The organism is Paenibacillus sp. RC67 (genome assembly GCF_030020805.1).
Classification (GTDB): domain Bacteria; phylum Bacillota; class Bacilli; order Paenibacillales; family NBRC-103111; genus Paenibacillus_S.
The window spans coordinates 3,214,948-3,234,830 of record NZ_CP125098.1 but is presented as its reverse complement, the minus strand read 5'-3'; the positions used below and the strand labels follow the sequence as shown (position 1 = coordinate 3,234,830).

16 protein-coding genes and 2 pseudogenes are annotated in these 19,883 nt (G+C 42.7%); 3 read left to right on the top strand and 15 right to left on the bottom strand.

The genetic code is table 11. The annotated features are described in order from the left end of the window. Positions 1-63: 63 nt before the first annotated feature. From QMA13_RS14820 to QMA13_RS14795, 6 genes are all read right to left on the bottom strand, one after another. A complete protein-coding gene (locus QMA13_RS14820; RefSeq protein ID WP_282943403.1) occupies positions 64-813 on the bottom strand; it encodes a spermidine synthase in 750 nt (249 codons plus the stop codon). Positions 814-1,140: 327 nt separating this feature from the next. Further along, complete coding sequence (locus QMA13_RS14815) at positions 1,141-1,416, bottom strand: DUF2277 domain-containing protein (RefSeq protein WP_282942298.1); 276 nt, start codon at positions 1,414-1,416, stop codon at positions 1,141-1,143. A gap of 43 nt (positions 1,417-1,459) precedes the next feature. Next, positions 1,460-1,870 (bottom strand): VOC family protein, encoded by a 411-nt coding sequence (locus QMA13_RS14810; RefSeq protein ID WP_282942297.1) that lies wholly within the window; start codon positions 1,868-1,870, stop codon positions 1,460-1,462. Positions 1,871-2,115: 245 nt separating this feature from the next. Further along, the gene (locus QMA13_RS14805) at positions 2,116-2,622 is read right to left on the bottom strand and encodes an N-acetyltransferase family protein (protein ID WP_481858174.1); all 507 of its coding nucleotides are present in this window, start codon (positions 2,620-2,622) and stop codon (positions 2,116-2,118) included. Between the two features lie 47 nt (positions 2,623-2,669). Next, positions 2,670-3,458, bottom strand: coding sequence for a helix-turn-helix domain-containing protein (locus QMA13_RS14800; protein WP_282942294.1), 789 nt, complete (start codon positions 3,456-3,458; stop codon positions 2,670-2,672). A gap of 121 nt (positions 3,459-3,579) precedes the next feature. After that, positions 3,580-4,461, bottom strand: coding sequence for a LysR family transcriptional regulator (locus tag QMA13_RS14795; protein WP_282942292.1), 882 nt, complete (start codon positions 4,459-4,461; stop codon positions 3,580-3,582). Between the two features lie 123 nt (positions 4,462-4,584). On the opposite strand from QMA13_RS14795, the gene QMA13_RS14790 reads away from it, so the two are divergent. Beyond that, a complete protein-coding gene (locus QMA13_RS14790) occupies positions 4,585-5,325 on the top strand; it encodes an SDR family NAD(P)-dependent oxidoreductase (protein ID WP_282943402.1) in 741 nt (246 codons plus the stop codon). 79 nt (positions 5,326-5,404) lie between these two features. Here the strand turns inward: QMA13_RS14790 and QMA13_RS14785 are convergent. After that, positions 5,405-6,792, bottom strand: a pseudogene (locus QMA13_RS14785) (protoporphyrinogen oxidase). Positions 6,793-7,043: 251 nt separating this feature from the next. After that, on the bottom strand, positions 7,044-7,184 hold the full coding sequence (locus tag QMA13_RS14780) for a hypothetical protein (protein WP_282942291.1): 141 nt from the start codon (positions 7,182-7,184) through the stop codon (positions 7,044-7,046). 221 nt (positions 7,185-7,405) lie between these two features. Here QMA13_RS14780 and QMA13_RS14775 point away from each other — a divergent pair, with 221 nt between their 5' ends. After that, positions 7,406-8,962 (top strand): ABC-F family ATP-binding cassette domain-containing protein, encoded by a 1,557-nt coding sequence (locus tag QMA13_RS14775; RefSeq protein WP_282942290.1) that lies wholly within the window; start codon positions 7,406-7,408, stop codon positions 8,960-8,962. A gap of 191 nt (positions 8,963-9,153) precedes the next feature. Here the strand turns inward: QMA13_RS14775 and QMA13_RS14770 are convergent, their stop codons facing one another. Together QMA13_RS14770 and QMA13_RS14765 are read right to left on the bottom strand one after the other, a co-directional pair. After that, positions 9,154-14,700 (bottom strand): SdrD B-like domain-containing protein, encoded by a 5,547-nt coding sequence (locus QMA13_RS14770; protein WP_282942288.1) that lies wholly within the window; start codon positions 14,698-14,700, stop codon positions 9,154-9,156. 32 nt (positions 14,701-14,732) lie between these two features. Further along, positions 14,733-15,302 carry a class D sortase gene (locus QMA13_RS14765; protein WP_282942287.1) on the bottom strand — a complete coding sequence of 190 codons (570 nt, stop codon included), beginning with the start codon at positions 15,300-15,302 and terminating at the stop codon, positions 14,733-14,735. Positions 15,303-15,699: 397 nt separating this feature from the next. On the opposite strand from QMA13_RS14765, the gene QMA13_RS14760 reads away from it, so the two are divergent. Next, on the top strand, positions 15,700-16,920 hold the full coding sequence (locus QMA13_RS14760; RefSeq protein ID WP_282942286.1) for an MFS transporter: 1,221 nt from the start codon (positions 15,700-15,702) through the stop codon (positions 16,918-16,920). Positions 16,921-17,096: 176 nt separating this feature from the next. On the opposite strand, the gene QMA13_RS14755 is transcribed toward QMA13_RS14760, so the two are convergent. From QMA13_RS14755 to QMA13_RS14740, 5 genes and pseudogenes are all read right to left on the bottom strand, one after another. After that, the gene (locus tag QMA13_RS14755; RefSeq protein ID WP_282942285.1) at positions 17,097-17,819 is read right to left on the bottom strand and encodes a DUF3221 domain-containing protein; all 723 of its coding nucleotides are present in this window, start codon (positions 17,817-17,819) and stop codon (positions 17,097-17,099) included. Then, complete coding sequence (locus tag QMA13_RS14750) at positions 17,782-18,366, bottom strand: GNAT family N-acetyltransferase (protein WP_282942284.1); 585 nt, start codon at positions 18,364-18,366, stop codon at positions 17,782-17,784. Before QMA13_RS14750 ends, QMA13_RS14755 begins: the two co-directional genes overlap by 38 nt. A gap of 19 nt (positions 18,367-18,385) precedes the next feature. After that, a complete protein-coding gene (locus QMA13_RS14745; protein WP_282942283.1) occupies positions 18,386-18,868 on the bottom strand; it encodes an NUDIX hydrolase in 483 nt (160 codons plus the stop codon). Positions 18,869-18,893: 25 nt separating this feature from the next. Next, a pseudogene (locus QMA13_RS36575) lies at positions 18,894-19,100 on the bottom strand (histidine phosphatase family protein); the annotation flags it as partial. 194 nt (positions 19,101-19,294) lie between these two features. Then, positions 19,295-19,855: a nucleoside/nucleotide kinase family protein gene (locus tag QMA13_RS14740; protein WP_282942281.1), complete on the bottom strand. Its 561-nt coding sequence runs from the start codon at positions 19,853-19,855 to the stop codon at positions 19,295-19,297. Between the last annotated feature and the right edge of the window lie 28 nt (positions 19,856-19,883).

Here is a 19,883-nt window from a genome sequence, read left to right as displayed (position 1 = left end):
CTTTCTCATCTAAATCATTTTTATTAACATGTCTCAAACGTAACCGTTTTATTTATGCAGCTGTTATCTACTGAAGCTGTCCATAATGACGTGGCCCTCCTCTAGCTCAATCTCTTGAAAACCTGCCATCTCACTTAGCTTGAATTCGATGTTTCTCTTGCTGCCCATGAGAATGATATTGTTAATCTCAGCTTCATCTTCTCCTGGGAGCACGAATGCTTTAATATAAGGCACGGACTCTTTAAGTGTCGTATGAATGGCGCTAAGGAGTCTGTCGTTCTTCGCTTTCCCCATCAGGTTTAATATCAAAGCCCCTCGGCTTGTCAGCTTGCCCATCACCAATGTGAAAAAATCCGCCGTTATTAAATGAATTGGAGTTCCTTTGGGAGTGAACGCATCAAGAATAATGTAATCCCAAGCATTAGACTCTTGAAGCTCAAGAAGCTGGCGTCCATCTCCTATGATCACATTGTTATAACGGTATCCAAAATAACGTCTGCTGCACTCCACGACCAGGTCATCAATTTCCGCAATGGTAAAAAGCTTCTCAGGGTAATTCCCCGCAATAGTACCTATCCCATGCCCTATAACAAATACTTTGTTGAACGATACGTTATTGACCTCCATCAAATGAATAATCGCTCTAGGATATTCGAGTACAATGCGACTCGGGTTTTTCATATCCATAGCCCCTTGTACCGCATGATCCGAAAATTGCAAGCAGCGAAATTTTCCCTTTATTCCATATAGCTGAGTTGTTTCATATATGCTGATTTCATTCAAATCACTGATTTCCTTGGACAACAGATGCAATTCCACAACCTCTTTCTTATACTATGTATTCAATTTTCAGTGTCCAATACGATGTGACGCCTCGCTCATATAATGAAGCACTCCAAATATTACGAGAATAATCGACATAGAGAGTAAGGAATATCCAATCCATTGGAATCTCACCGAGCTTGTTGACGGCCTAGATTGCATAACAAACCTTAAACCAACGCAGAAGATCAGAACTATCATTACTACAAACATGATAAAACGAATCAAGCCATGCACTCCTTTCAACTATGCCAGTGTTTAGAATAAAAGAAAAAAGAGATAGATATCCACCATCTATCTCTTTATTATGTTTAAGCCTTAATTGCTTGTCCCAAACCTCTTCGCAGAACGTTCGCGTGCACGTGCGATTTCAATCTCTCGATTGCGCGGCTCAGCATTAGTGACAAGGGATTCCAACAGGTTCCTCGCGACTTCAGTTACCTCTTGCACGGCACGGTTATATGCTTCTTCGTTAGCTTTGGAGGGTGCGGTGAATCCGGACAGCTTCCTGACGAATTGAAGCGATGCCGCCTCAATCTCCTCCTCGGTTGCTGGGGGATCAAAATTAAATAGCGTCTTTATACTGCGGCACATAAGATTTCTCCTTTGAGTTGATTCTTATGATGTCATTTTACTATTATTGAACTGCATTTGCATCCATATAAATGAATTCCCATAAATGGCCGTCCAAATCCTGAAAGCTCCAGCTATACATAAATCCATGATCATCCGGCTCCTTAGAAGCCGTTCCTCCGGCAGACAAAGCTTTGTTTACAATCTCATCCACGCTCTCTTTGCTGCTTGCAGACAACGCAACAATAACTTCAGAGCTAGCCGCCGTATCCGCAATAGCTTTATTAGTAAAGGTTTGGAAATACTCCTCTACTAGCAACATGACAAAAATATTCTCGCTCACAACCATGCATGTTGCGTTATGATCCGTAAATTGAGCATTGAATTCAAAACCGATATTCGTAAAAAAATCGATCGATTTATTCAGATCCTTAACCGGTAAATTAACAAAAATTTTATCCGCTGTTGTTGTCATGCTTATCCCGCCTTTTCTTCAATTTGGTTGATTCATTACAACAATCCGTTGAATTCAGAATAGCACCAATGTCTCTTAGTATACCCATTCAACCATCTGTCGGTTTCTTATGAATTGCTATTATTGCGCGTTCAGCTGTTAATCATATTCTGGTTAAGCTTTTTTCTAATAAGGCAAAAAAAGAGTACTGGTTCTCTCGTTGAGTACTCCATTATTTTCTATGTAACTCACGATCATCCCATGGTTCACGATAATAGCTTGTAGTAAATGATCGTAGCATCCAGACTGCCATTAGCAGATTGAGCAAAATCAGGTATCCGCCCTGCCTGAATAAAGCCTAATGAGGAATACAGATGATTGGATGGGTCTCCTTCTCTTGTATCGAGCACCAATAAAGAACGATCTTCCTTCTTCGCACGTTCTTCCGCTAATTGCATGAGCAAACGAGCGGTCCCTCTTTTTCTAAACTGGGGATGCGTCATTAATTTTGCTATTTCTGCTCTATGGAGACCATTCTGTTTGGAGCATAAATGCAGCTGCACAGTGCCAACCAACTGACCATTTATTGTAGCAACAAATAAAATGACATTCGGGTCTAATACATGATTCCAGTACTGTTCCGCTTCCGAATATGTCATAGGCGGCATGAAGCCTATTGACGCTCCGTCGTCTACTACTTGAATGAGTAATTCGGACAACTCTTGTATATGCTCTTGTACGGATTTAAGCTCTTCTAAGTTCGTTTCATTCACCAAAAGAATCACACCTCTGTTTAAGTTTTTTAACATGATGAGAAGGACTAAGATTTATGAGCTCTATTCAGAAAATTATTCATAAGTAAGGATAAGGAAATTAGTATCGGGGGGTCATCTTGACGGGCTGTATGCAGCACAACCTGCTGATAAGGAATTTCTGTGAATGGCCTTACGATAATGGGTTTCTTCGATCGGTTGCGCAGGGTTGAATGAGGAAGAAGAACATCGATAGCTCTCATCTCCCATGAAACCGATGTAGCCATTAGGTAATAAACGCCCGGCTTCACATTGGTTAAACAAAATTCTCCGGATGATTGGACTAGCGTCCCATAGAGAGGAAGGCCTTCAGGAATCGGCTTAGCAAATAAGCCAACCAGGACGATCCCTTCAAAAGGAACTGTCGTTTGAATAGCTCCTGCTATTGTAGCATATTGACTGGGTAAAGCCCTATGCTTACTCCATTGATCCATCTTTTGAAGTGCCTGTAAATGAACGTCTGTTTGGCAAGCAGAGCTGCGGAACTCGGCAGGGCTCACACCTACTCGTTCGGTGAATCGAGTTGTGAACGTTCCGAGACTTTGTTGGCCAATCTCTAATCCAATATCACGCACACACAGATTAGTGAGCAGCAATAAATCCTTCGCCTTTTGCAGCCTTAAGGAAGAAGCATAATATAACGGAGAGAGCCCAACTCTCTCCTTAAAAATACGGGTAAAATGATATGGGCTATACCCTGCATATGCAGCCAAATGAGATAGTGGAAGAGGGTCATGCAGATTATCATGTATATAAGAAACCACCGCATCTATTTCGGAATATCTCTCCGTGATCACTATTCCATCTCCCTCTTTTGCTTTCTCTTCATAAAATTCACTCTATTACATTCAGTAAATAGAGAACATATATTCCTGTTTATAATACCATATTTTTCTTTTCTTTGGAAATGCTTTCTTTTCATTTTCTCCATTCACTTTTAAGAAAATGATACAGTTTTGAGCTGGCCCTAGTAACCGGATTTAACGATGCATTGGTAACCATGCCAAACGTCATGTCAATGAGACTTTCGCTGATTGCTCTTACTGTTGTCCCTTCTGGTATCGGATTTAAAATAATATGAGGTACTAGAGCGATACCTAACCCTTTTGCAACATAATGGTGCAAGGCGGTCATACTTCCAATCTCCATGGTATCTATAGGCAAGCTGCCCATCTCCTGAAGTACCATCTCGAGTTTTTTACGGTAAGGACAAGTTGCTGCTGTAATGAGCAAACGATACTTATAAAGTTCCTCCGCGTCGATAGCCTCTTGGTCGGCTAAAGGATGGTCCTTAGGCATCAACAGGACAAACGTTTCTTTAAATAATGGCTCAAAATAAAGCTCTGTTCCTAGAGCAGGGGTAGAACAAAGAGCTATATCTAACTCCCCTGAGAGGAGTCTTTCACAGAGTACTGGGGTAGTAGCAAAATCCACCGAGATACGTATTTTCGGATACCGTGACATGAACTTTGCCAGTATATCTGGTAAACGGTAACTCCCCGTTGGCTCCGTTACCCCTAGACGTATACTCCCTGCTTCCCCTAGCTGTATATCTGCTAAGTTCGCTTGTAATTGCTCCATTTGTTTAACAATTTGCTGGCTTTGCTCGTAGAATAATCTTCCCGCTTCTGTTAAGCGGATTTTTTTGCCCCGCTCGATGAGCTGTATGCCTAAGTCGGACTCCAGCTTTTGGATTTGCATCGTAACCGTCGATTGAACGTAATTCAATTCCTCAGCTGCTCGGTTGAAGCTGCCGTGCTTCACAATCATCTGAAATGTTTTCAAGGCTCTGATGTCCAAATCCTGACTCCCCACTTAATGATTCATTTATTTTGAATTTAACATTCATTTAATTCAATTATACAAATAAATGATCTGTATATACAATGAAGGATATCGAGATTAACAAAGGAGATGGCCATGATGATTTTATGTAACAAAGTGGCACTTGTAACTGGTGGCGGTACTGGGATAGGCAGAGCTGCAAGTATTGCGCTTGCTGAACGCGGAGCTATAGTTGCCGTTAACTATTCCCGTTCACAAGCAGAGGCCGAAGATACGGTTCAATCCATCTGCAACAATGGCGGAAAAGCCTTGGCGATTAAAGCCGATGTATCAAAAAATCAAGAGGTTGAAGCGATGATCCAATCGGTTGTTCATCAGTTCGGAAGTATTGATTTACTTATCAATAACGCCAGCATGACTCGACATATTCCGATCGATGATCTGAACGCAGCATCAGAAGAAGTATGGGATGAGATTTTTGATGTTAACGTGAAAGGAATGTTTTATTGCGCTCGAGCTGCTTCCCGCTTCATGAAACTTAATCTACAAGGCGCCATAGTTAATATTGGCAGCATAGCAGGACAAACCGGCCTAGGCTCCTCGCTACCCTACGCAGTCTCCAAGGCTGCCGTTCACGGGCTCACGAAATCGCTAGCACGCGCATTAGCTCCTTATGTGAGAGTGAATTGTATAGTTCCTGGTGCGGTAGCGACCCGATGGTGGGCAGGTAGAGAGGAACAAATGCACCGATTAGCACCGCAACTTTTATTGCAGACACTTTCAACACCGGAGGATATCGCCCAGTTGATATGCGCCGCGTTGGAGCAAGAAGCCATGACAGGTCAAATTATTACAATAGATAGCGGACAAACGTTGTAAAATAATAAAGAGGATGCCACGACGGCATCCTCTTTCATTTGCATATTTTCATAACTTGTAAAATAATAAATGAAAATCGTTAGGTTAAACGTTCAATAATCCAATTCGCCGTTGTTTCCCCGTTTGCAATACAATCAGGAATCCCAACTCCGTAATACGAGCATCCTGCCAGAACAATGTTCGGGTGGCTTGTTTCCAGCTTCTTTTCCAGCGATTTTACAATTTCATTATGCCTGATATGGTAGTTCGGCATCGTTTCGTGCCATTTGGTTACTTCATAGGTAATCGGCTTGGAAGTAATGCCCAGACTATTTTGAATATCCTTTAAAGCCACTTCCATCAGTTCCTCTTCCGGTAACTTTTGCAGTGTAGAATAAATAGGCTTGATGCTCTTATAAAAGAGTCTTACCAACAAGTTTCTATTCTTGGAAGTATGCTCCCATTTCCTGCTAGTCCACGTACAGGCATCGCAAACCAAACTGCTTTCTTCAGCTACAATGAAGCCTGTCCCGTCCTGAGGAAGCTGTTCATCGGGAATATCAAATCCGATATAAACGCTGATTAAAGAGCTGTTTTTAAATTGATTGAAGTCTTGATCCAGCTCCTCGGAACGCAGCAGCTTTTGGGCCGTTGTATGCAGGGTGCTAAGGACAACAAAATCAGCCTCCACAACGTGGTGATCGTCACAAGTAATCCGGTACCCTTCCTGATCCTTTTCGATTGATTCTGCTTTTACGCCTTTTAAAATATCGACATCGGTAAGCTGGCTCTCCAATGCATCAATCAACGATGAAACCCCATTTTTAAAGGATAGGAATTTGCTCTTGCCTGTCCCTTGAAACTTCTTTTTGTTCTCCGAGAGCCCTTTGATGATGCTTCCATATTCATTTTTATAATCCAGCAGATAGGGCAATGTCGAGGCAATCGTTAAGTCATTCAGCTTCCCGGAATAAACTCCAGATAAGACTGGCGATATTTGCCTCTCGACAATTTCCTTACCGAGAAAGCTTTCCAAAAACAATCCAACTGAATCGTTCTTGGTAAAGGTTTCATTCGTCGTGTAAAAATCCTTGAGCGCCTCCACTTTTCCCTCGGCAGAAATTAAGTTGCTTTTAGCCAACGCCTCAATACTCATCGGAATGCCAAATATCGAGTCCTCAGGAATGCGCTTCAGTTCACCGTCAATATACAAAAACGAGATTCCCGTCGCGTTATACACGACTTCCTCTTGTAAGTTTAATTCCTCTAAGAAAGGCGCTACGTTGGTTTTGCGAGTTACAATGGAATCAGCGCCGGTTTCCATAATAAATTCACTTTCATGGTGGGTATTTATTTTCCCGCCTAATTTATGGTTAGCTTCGATCAATACGACTTTTAGATCCAGGTTGTTTTCTTTATTTTTTTGTTAAGATAGTACGCGGCGGATAAACCGGTAATACCTCCGCCTATGATCGCAACTGTTTTCAAAGTCATTACCCCTCACTCAACAACATTAACTTGCATGGATTGACCAAAGTATACCATAAACAGTGTATTCAAAAACAAACCGCGTTTGATAGGTGTGTGAACTTTTCCCTTTAACGAGATTTCGACATATAGAAAAGGGCTTAAGTCCTCGTTAGGGAAATAAATAAGGTTGTCCCTACTTCTTAAACTTGGCCCTATAAACAAAAGGACCGCGCTTCGCGCGGACACCCTCACTTTTTATGTTCCTTATATTAACCGTAGAAAGGGTGCTCATTACCCATTAAATAGTTGATAATAAAATAAGCTAATGGACACAGAATAACCAAGCTAAAAATGATGATGACAAAACCTAGCCCGTCAAATTGATTCTTCGTATTTTTTACTGTTTCCATATCGTCATCCCCCACTCTAATTATGTTTCTACCCCTGATTATAAGGATGGAAACGATTGAAGTAAGTGAGGAAAATCACAGGTCATAATCCATGAAAAACAGGTGATTACTTAAGTTTATATTGTTAGATTGCAAGTTTTTAAGCTTCCTCATTGAGTTCTTCGCTGCATACCGTATATAATATAACGAGAAAATAAGTTTATATAGAAAAGGTGTCATAAATGAGTATATTAAATGTAGAACGATTAAGTCATGGTTTTGGGGATCGCGCTATTTTCAATGATGTTTCCTTCCGTCTTCTTAAAGGCGAGCATATCGGGCTTATCGGAGCCAACGGCGAAGGCAAATCCACTTTCATGAACATTATTACAGGCAAGCTTCAGCCGGACGATGGAAAAGTCGAATGGTCCAAACGGATGCGTGTCGGTTATTTGGACCAGCATGCCGTGTTGAACAAAGGAATGACGATGCGCGATGTGCTAAAAGGTGCCTTCCAGTACTTGTTCGATATGGAACAAGAAATGAATGATATGTACGGCAGAATGGGTGATGTTTCTCCAGAAGAGCTGGAGCGTCTGCTAGAGGATGTTGGAACGATTCAAGATACTTTGACGAATCAAGATTTTTACTTGATCGACGCCAAGATCGAAGAAACCGCCCGCGGTCTCGGACTTACCGACATTGGATTGGAAAAGGACGTTAACGATCTCAGCGGCGGACAGCGCACGAAAGTACTGCTTGCCAAGCTTCTGCTCGAAAAACCAGATATTCTTCTATTGGACGAGCCGACCAACTATCTCGATGAACAGCACATTGATTGGTTAACACGTTATCTCCAGGAATATGAGAATGCCTTCATTCTGATCTCACATGACATTCCGTTCCTGAACAGCGTTATAAACCTGATCTACCATATGGAGAACCAAGAGCTGAACCGTTATGTGGGCGACTATGATCATTTCCTGCAAGTTCATGAAATGAAAAAACAGCAGCTCGAATCTGCCTATAAGCGCCAGCAGCAGGAAATTGCCGATTTGAAAGACTTCGTTGCGCGGAACAAAGCCAGTGTTGCTACTCGTAACATGGCTATGTCCAGACAGAAGAAGCTCGACAAGATGGATGTAATCGAGCTGGCAAAGGAAAAACCGAAACCACAGTTCAACTTCAAGGAAGCTAGAACGTCCGGCAAGATGATCTTTGAAGCCGAGGACCTGGTTATCGGATATGATTCTCCATTATCCAGACCGCTTACGCTGCGTATGGAGCGTGGGCAGAAGATTGCACTTGTGGGTGCCAACGGTATCGGTAAAACGACCTTGATGCGAAGCATTTTGGGCGAAATCAAGCCTGTGTCCGGCACTGTACAGCTTGGTGATCTCTTAAACATCGGTTACTTCGAACAGGAAGCAAAGGATGCCAACTATAATACTTGTATTGAGGAAGTATGGAACGAATTCTCTTCCTTTACCCAATTCGAAGTACGCGCGGCATTGGCTAAATGCGGGCTAACAACGAAGCATATTGAAAGCAAAATTGCCGTTCTAAGCGGTGGTGAGAAAGCCAAAGTTCGTCTTTGCAAGCTCATCAACCGTGAAACAAACCTGCTCGTGCTTGACGAGCCGACCAACCATTTGGATGTCGACGCTAAAGAAGAGCTGAAACGCGCGCTCAAAGCCTATAAAGGCAGCATCCTCCTCATCTCTCACGAACCTGAATTTTATCGTGATGTCGTTACGGATATTTGGAACTGCGAATCCTGGACAACAAAAGTATTTTAATGCTTGCTCACGCTCAAGCCTGTCTAACTGTTATAGTTAGGCGGGTTTTTTGATATGAAAAAAAGAACAAAAAAGCCGCGATGAACGCGGCTCTGGTTATTTACCCATTTTGTTTCATGCAAACCAGTTTAACTCTATATACCCAATGGGGTATTTGTTTCAAGTTGTTACTTTCACGAAACGCATGCTGCTTATCGCTTTGATTTCTTTCCTCTGAAATAAAGTGCAGCAGCTGCAATAAACAACAACAATCCAATGAATGGTGTAACTGGTAAGGATTCTCCAGTTAAAGGAAGCTGCTTGCCTCCATTATGTTGGTCTGGAGTTTTATCGTTGGTCGGAGTGCTGTCCGGCTGCTGCCCTTTATTAGGTGTCGGTTCCGTTGGCTTTTCACTTGGCAAATCCGTTCCAGGTTGGCTTCCATCAGGTTTATTATCAGTAGGCTGCCCACCTCCCGGTGTAGTGCCAGGTTGAGTACCAGGAACATTACCTCCCGGATTGTTAGTATCGGGTTGGCCGCTTGGCTGCCCACCAGATCCGCCGTTACCCGGCTCTCCTCCTCCACCTGGTTGAGGATCGCTTGGAGAACCACCACCATCGCCACCGCCAGAATCGCCTGGATCGGATGGCCCCGGATCGGTTGTTTTGAGTCTTAGTCCTGCATCGATCGTAAGATTTCTTTCATCGGCTAACAGAGTAATGACATCCGTTGATCCATCTGCATTAGCGTCGGAATCAACAGTTCGATCTGTACCTTTTCCTTTCTGTGTAAACTCGTAGCCTGATGGAAGCTCGAACCTCACAACATAACTGCCTGGCTGCAGGTTATCGAACACATAGAAACCTGCTTTGTCGTAAACATTCCCTGTGACCGTGGATGTAAGCTGCACACCTCTATCGGAGTACAATTTCACTATAACTCCATTCATGCCTCGCTCATCGTTATTTTGGATGCCATCCCCGTTGGTATCCAGCCAGACATAATCGCCTATGGCTGCGTCTGGATTATCTGGACCTGTGCCAGGATTTCCGCCGTCGTCGACTTTAACCAATCCTGCGTCAATCGTCAAATTAATTTCGCCCTCAGCAAGTGTAATAAGATCTGTGGTTCCGTCTGCTTTAGCATCGGAATCGAGGCCTCTATCTGAGCCGCTCCCCTTCTGTGTAAACTCGAAACCGGATGGAAGATCAAACTTCACGAAATATTTCCCTGCTTGGAGATTGTCGAAGGAATAAGCACCTGTTTGACCATATACGGTTCCAGTTACTGTTGTCATCAGAAGACGTCCAGACTCGTCATACAAGTTCACGAAGAGGCCGTTCAGCCCTGTCTCCCCTGCATCTTGAATTCCGTTACGGTTCGAATCGATCCACACCAAATCTCCTATTTTACCCGATTTAGGCGGAGTTACTGCTTGCCTTCTTAGTCCTGCATCGATGGTCAGGTTCTTCTCACCCGGTGCGAGTGTAATTACATCTGTGAATCCATCCGGATTGGCATCGGAATCTACAGCTCTGTTGTCCCCTGCACCTTTTGAAGTAAATTCATAACCCGCAGGGAGATCAAATTTGACCTTGTAGCTTCCTGGCTGAAGATCGTCGAACAGATAGTTCCCCGTTCGGCCGTATACCGTTCCCGTCACAGTTGTCTTAAGAAGCTGACCAGTATCATTGTAGAGCTTCACTGTAACCTCATTTAGCCCTTGTTCCTTATCATTCTGAATGCCGTCTTCATTATCATCGATCCAGACATAATCACCGATCGTACCTTTTGCCGGTGGCTCCGTTATTCGAACCAACCCCGCATCCACCGTCATGTTGATCTGACCTGGTTCTAATGTGAACCAATCCGTCATTCCGTCTGCATTAGCGTCAGAATCGAGTGCACTGTCGTTACCGGCTCCTTTTTGCGTAAACGCAAAACCATTTGGCAGCTCAAATTTGACAGCATAGCGGCCTGCAAACACATTGTCGAAGCGGTAGTATCCATTAGTTGAATAAACCGACTGGTAAACGGAATTATAAACTGACTTATAGACCGATGCAGTCACCGTCGAGCTTTGCAATATTCCTGCATCATCAAATAGCTTCACAACGACACCATTAACACCGCTATTTCCGTCATTTTGAATGCCATCCCCGTTGGTATCTAACCAGACCGTATCCCCAATACTTCCACGCGCAGGCGGCTGTATTACCTTCCTGAGCCCTGCATCGATCGTGGGATTCGACTCGCCGTAACCCAGTGTAATCAAAGGAGTTTTACCATCAATCGGATTGGCATTTGAATCGATATCAGACTTCGGATCTAAACCTTGCGTTGTAAATTCATAGGAGCTGCTTGGGAGAACGAACTGCACGATGTATTTGCCTGCCCAGAGCTTATCAAACTGATAATAACCGTCACCGTAAACGGCATCCTTTACTGTTGACGTCTTTCTTAATAACTGGCCTTTCTCATCTAACAGCTGGACAGTAACCTCATTCATGCCTGGTTCCCCTGCATCTTGCAGGCCGTTCCGATTATCATCGAGCCAGACTCTGTTGCCCAAGCTGGAGTTCGGCTCCAGTATTCCAGCATCAATGGTCAAATTGACTTCATCCTGAGCTAACGAGATGATCCCTGTCTTACCTGCAGCATCTGCATCTGAATCTATCTCGCGCTTGCTTCCGTCACCTTTTGTTGTAAAAGCGAGACCCGTAGGAAGAACAAATTCTACGACATAGTCCCCTGATGTCAAATGATTGAATTCATACAATCCAGTACCGGAGGTCACGGTCGTTGCCATTAAATAACCGTTTTTGTCATACAAGTTCACAGTGACTTCACCAAGTCCAGGTTCATTTGCATCCTGCAAGCCGTCACCATTCTTGTCTAACCAAACCTTATCTCCAATCTTTCCTTTGGGAGGAATTAACCCGGCATCGATCGTATGTATCTTGTCGCCTGCTGCTAAACTGATGACACCGGTCCAGCCATCCGAATCTGCATCGGAATCGCTTGCCCTATTATCTCCAACGTTCGCTTTAGTCCATCCGCTATAGCCATCCGGCCGAATGAACTTCACTTTATAGCTGCCTGCATCCAAATTGGTAAACAAGTAATACCCCGGATTACCGGCATGATCGTTGCTCGTTATAGTCGATTGAACAAGCTCGTTTGACTTGTTATAGAGTTCTACTCGGACTCCATTGATACCCTGTTCTTTGGGCTCGTTCTGAATCCCGTCTTCATTCATATCAAGCCAAACATAGTCTCCAATCTCTCCTTTAGCATCCTCCTTAACGACAACGCCTACCTTGAGAGGTTCTGAGGCTAACAACGATTTACCGTTATCATTGCGTTTGGCCGTGAAACCAAAGGAACTCCACGCAGTTTGATCCCCTGTAGGAGCATTGACTGGAGCACGCATGACCCAATTCAGTTCTTCCTGAGCACCCGGCGCAATCACATGATCATCAGAGAATTCGAATTTGATTCCCGTAACCTTAGTAATATCAGCTGGTGGTTCCTTGGACCAAAGCCCTCCACTCATCGTTATGATCGTATCGGCAGTGTAATACACGGTAATAAAGCTAGGAGTGCTCAACTTACTTGTCAATACTGGACTCCACTTACTATCTCGCGGCGACGTATCGATGACTCCCCTGTCCCCAACCCTAGGTAAAGCATCAACAATTAATAGGCTTCTTACAGGGATATTGCCCACATTGGTTACTTGCAGCTTATATTCGACCTTACCGCCAGGTGTCGTGATACCTTTATCGGGGTATTTCGTCCAATTGCTTCCATCCAAATCCCCTTGCACCCATTTGACAGATTCAACTTTTACAACGGAGTTCACATAAAAGGCAGCGTTGTTATAAACATACCATTTGCCATTCATCTTCTTCTTTTTTGCAAAATCAATGTTATTCAAATAGGCATGTTTATCCGAGGTAATATCCGTTTCATTGTCTATATAGCCGGCTGGCGTACCTGTCTTAATCTTAGCGTCAAACTCTAGCTCTATCTTCTTGTCATTCCCAAGTACAGCAGGATTGACATCACTCCACAACCACTTAAGCAAAGTTCCGCCACTGGCAGCATCAATGGATTGCTCAAACTTCGGTGCAGAAAGATTCAATCCGCTATCGTTAACGACAACAGCGCTGCCTGCCGAATACTCCAACTGTTCCGGAAGCAGGTCCTCAATGATTGGATTGTTGAAATTGGAGCTGCTGAACTCCGTATTTCGTACCGAAATTCGATATTTTACCGTATCACCAGGTGAGAAGCTTGCACCGTTCATTACTTTCTTAGTAACTTCGACTAATGGGCGGTTCTGAACTACATAAATAGAAGCCTTGCTTTGTTGCTCCTTCATGCTGCCCTGGAAGCTGTATTTCAAGCTAGCTGTGTTAGTAATTTTATTGATTTCGTTAGGTTCTATTGGAGCCGCATAAGTTGGGTTTAGCATGTAGCGAATCTCCATATTTCCATTCTGATAAAAGTCTACTGGCACCTCTCCAAAGATGAAACGAATCCCTTTAACGGAAGCTCCAGAAAAGGGTGCATCACTTGTTTTCAGAATGATATTCTGATCGGCACGAACCGTCCCCCAGTTTTTCCATGGGTCATTAGGATTATTGGAAAGCGTATATTCGACCGAATACGTTGAAATACCGTTAAATGTAGGTGTAGTTATTTGCTGCAATTCCAATCCTTCAGGCGTCATGTCAGTGAACACATAATCTTGCAGATTGACATTGGCTGAATTGTATAGACTATAAATATTGAAATTAACAATCTGCCCCGGAGAAATCTCTTTCTGTTTATCATTCACTATCTTAAAAAAACCGGAAGCGCCATTGCCAGGATCATTGGTAAATGAATCTTTTTTCTCCGCTTTCAAGGTGACCTTATCCTGGTTTAAAGGATTGAACGTTGCTTCCGCATGATTCGTAATTTCACCAGACATATTCATAGGATACTTAACGGTTATATAGTATTCCTTATAGCCTATATTTTCTCCAAAAGTCCCCTCGTTCCAGGTTACTGTATTGCCAATCACCGTGGCTGCCGGGCGTGACGATACATATTGAGCACCTGCTGGCAGCGTATCCTGGATGACAACATTGCGAAGCTCTAGTCTGCCATAATTTGAGGAGTTCTTATTATAAAACGTAATTTTGTACTCCACTTCGCTGCCCGGTTTAGGATTCAAGCCAGCAATCGGTCTTGTTCTCTCTTTCTTGAATTCCCAATCGACAGCAGCCTGAGCCGTTACTTGAACTGAGTTCGACTTTAGAATCCCTTGGCTGCTTTCAAACTGGCTCTGGACACTGGCCTTTATTCCGTTAGGGGTAACGAAATTCGGAAAGTAGACATTCATTTGTAGCGTTCCTGTCGTACCTGCTTTAATAGCACTATTGAACTTAAAGGTTACCGTGTTGCTTGTGGCATTATACGTATATGTAGTATCATTCGCATTCACGGCAGAATCAAATTTAAGCTCCTTAGGCAAAGGAACGACAACTTGAGCATTCGTATATTGCTGTGTCGTACTCGACAAGCTGTAGTCAATTTCTAACGTGAATTTTTTTCCTGTTGCTACTTCCGACTCCGTGCTTCTCATCGCAATCTGTATCCCGTTGTCAGGCTCATCGGCAGCCATTGCCGTCATAGGTGTCAAAATAAGATTGAACATCATCAGGAGCACCCAGACCAAGGCTTGCCCTCTTAAAAACCTTCTCATTGCTACATTTCTCCTCATTCAATACTGCGTGCCTACATCTCCAATACAGCTTTGACAATAAGCCGATGAGTTGGATTATATTTAGGCTCGCACGTGATTAGAGTCATTTCGGCCTTGTCCTTTTTTTGCTCCAATACCGACAAGTCATCCGGATTAACAAGAAATTTGGCAGTAACGGTATACTTAAATGAGTGCTTTGTCGTATCGACTACGATACTATCACCGGTATCCAGCTCATTTAGACGGCTGAATTGCTTGCCATAAGTCCAACTCCGATGTCCTGCAACAACAAAATTACCCAGTACCCCTGGACTTCGATCCGGTTCAACTATACCGATTCCTGTTTTCAAAGCTTCAGGATCAGCACCTTCAACGATCGGCTCCTTGAGGTTAAGCTTATCGATTGCCATAGTCCCTCGAACAGCGAATCCATCGATATAGATCGTCTCCTCCGGCTGTTCCTGACTGGACTCCTCCTCCAATATTCCATTATTAGTTAAGGAAGAGGTTTGCAAAGACAGCATTGTCGTATCTGGTACTGAGGACTGAACTCGCAACGTATTCCATTGCTCCAACATAGAAAGCCTCTGTTTTTCCTGCATAAAACGATCCCACCACGGATACAGGATAAGCACTATTCCGCAGCCGCACAGCAGTACCACTGCGATGGTTCGCAGCTTATTCAGACGAATGGGGCAGCACCTCCTACACCTTGAGAATGTGGATTTGCAGGAGCTCTCACTCCTTTCTCACCCAAACTTCATAGGAATCTTGTTTGAGTTCCTATTTTGTGCCTTCCTTTCAGAATACGGTCGTTTGTTCCTTAATATTCCAGTCTGTAGAAGGGAGCCATATCATTTTTTTATAAAATTTCATCCCCTTCATCCTTGCAAACCTGATATACTTACTCAGGAGCCTACTGTACCTATCAATGGCCTACTATAGAAAAGGGTAAATAGAATTCAAAGATTTTCGGATAAGGAGACAAATAAAACCAATATGAACCTGACTAACAGCTTAGAATCTTCCTCTCCAAAAAAGGGACGGTTCCCCATCTCCCTCTTATGTCTCACCTTGGGAGCTTTTGCTATCGGGATGACCGAGTTTATTATTATGGGACTGCTGCCCAATGTTGCTGATGATCTGCATGTTACCATTCCTCAAGCTGGGCAGCTCATTACAAGCTATGCGCTCGGAGTCGCAGTAGGAGCGCCTGTATTAACCGTGTTGACACATCGTATTCCGCAAAAAAGGCTGCTTACTTTGCTGATGTGTATTTTTATCATCGGAAACGCTCTTTCCATGATTGCTCCTGTATACTCTTTACTTATTGCCGCGCGAGTTATGACCGCCTTTGCCCACGGAACCTTTCTGGGCGTCGGTTCGCTCATGGCTACTCGTTTAGTGCATCCAGACAAACGGGCAGGTGCTGTATCCATAGTGCTTGCAGGACTTACGATAGCTAATATTATCGGTGTTCCATTCGGGACATTCATCGGTCAGCAGCTCGGCTGGAGAGCCTCCTTTGGTGCAATTACCATTTTGGGAATTATTTCATTGATGGGCATCATTCGGTTTATCCCTGTGTTGCAACAGGAGAAGGCAGCCAATCTCGGAAAGCAATTTCGCAGCTTGATTAATCCGCAGGTACTTCTGGTATTGCTGACAGGAGCCCTTGGCTGCGGCAGTCTTTTCGCCGTGTTCACTTACATTACTCCAATGCTAGAAACGATCACAGGCTTTGCGGAACATAGTGTGACTTGGATATTGGTATTATTCGGATTTGGGGTAACCATAGGAAATATGGTTGGCGGGAAATTAGCGGACTGGAAGCTGATGCCTTCATTAATGGCTAACTTTGCAATACTAGTCGTTATTCTTGCTCTATTGACCGTTACGCTTCATAATCCCTATACGGCTATCATCACTATCTTCTGTTGGGGTGTCGCGGCATTCGGTATTATGCCTGGCATTCAGATACGTATAATGAATTTGACCCGGGAAGCGCCAATGCTTGCTGCAACCTCCAGTCACTCGGCGCTCAATCTGGGAAATGCTGGCGGAGCTTATTTAGGCGGACTTGCTATTACGTTTACCGGCCTGCCTTCTGTACCTTGGTTAGCAGCCTCTCTGGCTGCACTAGCATTAGTAGGGGCTGTAATCAGTTATCAAGCGGGGAAAAAAACAAGTATAAAAGAGTCTTTACAGCAATCAGCTTAGCTTGGCATACTAATAAAACCACTGACCAAAATGAACAGCAGTCCAATTATTAGTTACGAACTAACAGTTGGGGGGCAATTCAGAATAGCAGTGGTTTTTTATTATAGTTATATGGTCTAGGTGCATTTGCCAAAATCCTCCAACAAACTTTTCCAGTTGAATATTTCGAACCTGCATTATTTCTGACTTTCCAGTATATTTAGTTCATAAGCCCGTGTTTGCGCAGGATAACTCATCGCTTTGAACTTGGATGTCCATGCTTCTACTTGTTGTCCTATCTTGAAATCATCAAATGTAATACTCTGTTGTCCGTTCTTACTTCTTAAGGTAGCATCCTTGGAAAACGATAACCAGTTAGCATTCTGCATAACAGGGGCATTCATTGCAAATGGTTCTTTATCCACTACTAAAATTTTACTTTCTTGACTATCAATTTTGGATATAATCCCCACAATGTTTGGTTTATCGGAAATGAGATACGTGTCAAGGTATAATGGAAACGATTGGTCTAGTGCTTCATAAATGGCCTGTCTCAGCTGCTCTTCTTCCTCTTTACTCAGCTTCTCACGATGATGATACAGCTTTCTAACCGTCAAATATATCCCGTCTTTCTTGGGATTAATTTCGATCAGCTCCAATGAAAGTCGGTCATAAACCTCATTAAGCTTTGAAAGCCTCTCTGGAATTTGAGCCCTATTTACCTGAGATATTTTCGGGGTTGCTGGTAGTGTTTCATACAAAGGTTCCTTATTCTGCTGTATCGGTTCTTGACCTAAGTTACCTGCTGGCAGACTTCCCAAGCCTATTATAAAGTATAACAGCAAGGTGATGATGGTGCTCAATAGTCTCCCCTCTTTCTCATTAATACTTACTAAGTGTGTAGTGATTGTAATACTCACTTTGAATCTCTATGCGATCTTTATAAATGAATCCGCATTTTTGGATAACGGCATTGGAAGGAATATTGTTATGTAAGGCGATCACGTTAAGAATTTCAACGTCAGTATTCTCAAACAAATATTGGATCAACCCTAGCGCTGCTTGAGTGGTATAGCCTTTATTGCGATGATCTTTGGAGACCGCATACATGATCTCACGGTTAGGAGGTGGCAGCTCTTTTTTCATACCAGTACAGCACCAACCAATGAACTTTCCCGTTTCTTTCAAAATGATTCCTAGACGCAAACGAAGCTCGTCTACATGTCCACCTTCCGACACCGCTTTGAGAAACTGTTTGTTTTCTTTTATTTCATAGTTGACCATCCAGTCTAGCCTACGCTCCTTCGAGACGTTCCACCCTGGCAAGTACCGATAAATTTCAGGTTGCTGAGTCAACTCATAAAAGTCGTCCAGATCCTCCAGCCTATATTCTCGCAGTACAATGTCTTCGCACTGGATTGTAAAGACGTTTTTTGCTATATCGGGGCTGTGCTTATTTTCCATCATCGGTTGCTCCTACATTCTTCTAACTTCTAACACTTCGATTAATGACATGCTTTATTCCATTATTCATATCAAGACATTTAAGTTCAGGTACGACAAACTCTGGAACGATCTTATAATTTTCAAGATGATCTAAGTGAATCCACTTGTTCACGAACCCATCTTCTAAACCTTTAAATTCTGTATCGTTAGAATAAATGGGTTCATCCTCCGATAAAGTAACCAGAAAAAAGAACCCGATTTCATGAACCTGCATATCAGGAAATGATACAAAATTTTCTACAATCCATATCATTTTTTTATCTAATACAGTAACTCCAAACTCTTCTTGCATTTCCCTATCAATTGTATAGTCAGCGCTTTCGTCAAATTCAACTCGGCCACCTGGAATAAACCACAAGTCATCCTGACTTTGTCTCTGAAAAAGTATTCTATTTTTATGAAATAGGATACTTGCCGCTCTACACTGAAACTTATTCGTCCCAGTTTGAAAAGAAATCATCATATTTTTTTCCTTTTGAAAATGTATTTTAATTCAACGTATATTCTTTTAACTCACAATTCCCCGTGTAATACTCATAAAACTCTTCGTTCGTTTGATCATTAAAATATGTATTCATGACTCTACAGACACCCCCGTGGGTAACAAGAAACACTTTGTTATTGCGATATTTCTCTTTGATTTCTTCAATTAAATCATATACTCGATATACCACTTGAAGTACGGACTCTCCATCTGGAAGTTTTGTACGTAAACTGCTTCTTCACATCTTTAAAATCTTGCGAATCACGCGAAACTCCTTCATAAATACCATAGTTTTGCTCAAATAGTCTATTATCAATTACGGCATAAGGTAGTCTTCCCCACTGCACTTGGCCCTTCAATGCATATGTTCACTGAAATCACCCACTATATTTATCTACTATAACATTAGAATTTCATTAAATAAGTTACTACCTCATCAATTGTATGATGAAAGCTAACTGAGCTTTCGAAGTATTTAAGATTATACTTGCCGCACTCCTTTCTTATTGTTAGGCTATCTGATTTTATGCGTTCTAATTCAGTAACAGTTTCAGCATAACTAAGGTCGATAAAACCATCATTCTCCGTTTGACTGGAATAATATTTCATTGCTTCTACACTTTTTTCCACATCTAATTCGGCTAAGCCAATAAAACATGATTTTATTTGACATGGAAACTTCTGTTCTAGTTCTCGGATATTGTTAGGCAAAAGTTGTACACCTTCAATTGTGTAATCAATATGATTCTCTATCATGGCTGTCATTAAAGGAAGAACTACTTTCCACATACGTCTACCAGTAATTAAGTCGCCCTCAGTTGGTTGCACTCCGAGTTCTGGAATACCATTCGCAATGCCCATCATTAAATAATCAAGAGAGAAATACGGTATTTGTGCTTCTTTCAATATTCTTTTTGCTGTTGTTGTTTTCCCACTTCTTGAAGTACCTCCAATAATATAAAGCATTTTTTACCTCCGATTTGGAAATATGATT

Bases quoted from the DNA above. Each gene is read 5' to 3' on its own strand.
- QMA13_RS14770 (WP_282942288.1), bottom strand. From the start codon at position 14,700: ATGAGAAGGTTTTTAAGAGGGCAAGCCTTGGTCTGGGTGCTCCTGATG.
- QMA13_RS14745 (WP_282942283.1), bottom strand. From the start codon at position 18,868: ATGATGATTTCTTTTCAAACTGGGACGAATAAGTTTCAGTGTAGAGCG.
- QMA13_RS14810 (WP_282942297.1), bottom strand. From the start codon at position 1,870: ATGACAACAACAGCGGATAAAATTTTTGTTAATTTACCGGTTAAGGAT.
- QMA13_RS14815 (WP_282942298.1), bottom strand. From the start codon at position 1,416: ATGTGCCGCAGTATAAAGACGCTATTTAATTTTGATCCCCCAGCAACC.
- QMA13_RS14760 (WP_282942286.1), top strand. From the start codon at position 15,700: ATGAACCTGACTAACAGCTTAGAATCTTCCTCTCCAAAAAAGGGACGG.
- QMA13_RS14765 (WP_282942287.1), bottom strand. From the start codon at position 15,302: ATGCAGGAAAAACAGAGGCTTTCTATGTTGGAGCAATGGAATACGTTG.
- QMA13_RS14750 (WP_282942284.1), bottom strand. From the start codon at position 18,366: ATGATGGAAAATAAGCACAGCCCCGATATAGCAAAAAACGTCTTTACA.
- QMA13_RS14740 (WP_282942281.1), bottom strand. From the start codon at position 19,855: ATGCTTTATATTATTGGAGGTACTTCAAGAAGTGGGAAAACAACAACA.
- QMA13_RS14775 (WP_282942290.1), top strand. From the start codon at position 7,406: ATGAGTATATTAAATGTAGAACGATTAAGTCATGGTTTTGGGGATCGC.
- QMA13_RS14790 (WP_282943402.1), top strand. From the start codon at position 4,585: ATGATTTTATGTAACAAAGTGGCACTTGTAACTGGTGGCGGTACTGGG.
- QMA13_RS14780 (WP_282942291.1), bottom strand. From the start codon at position 7,184: ATGGAAACAGTAAAAAATACGAAGAATCAATTTGACGGGCTAGGTTTT.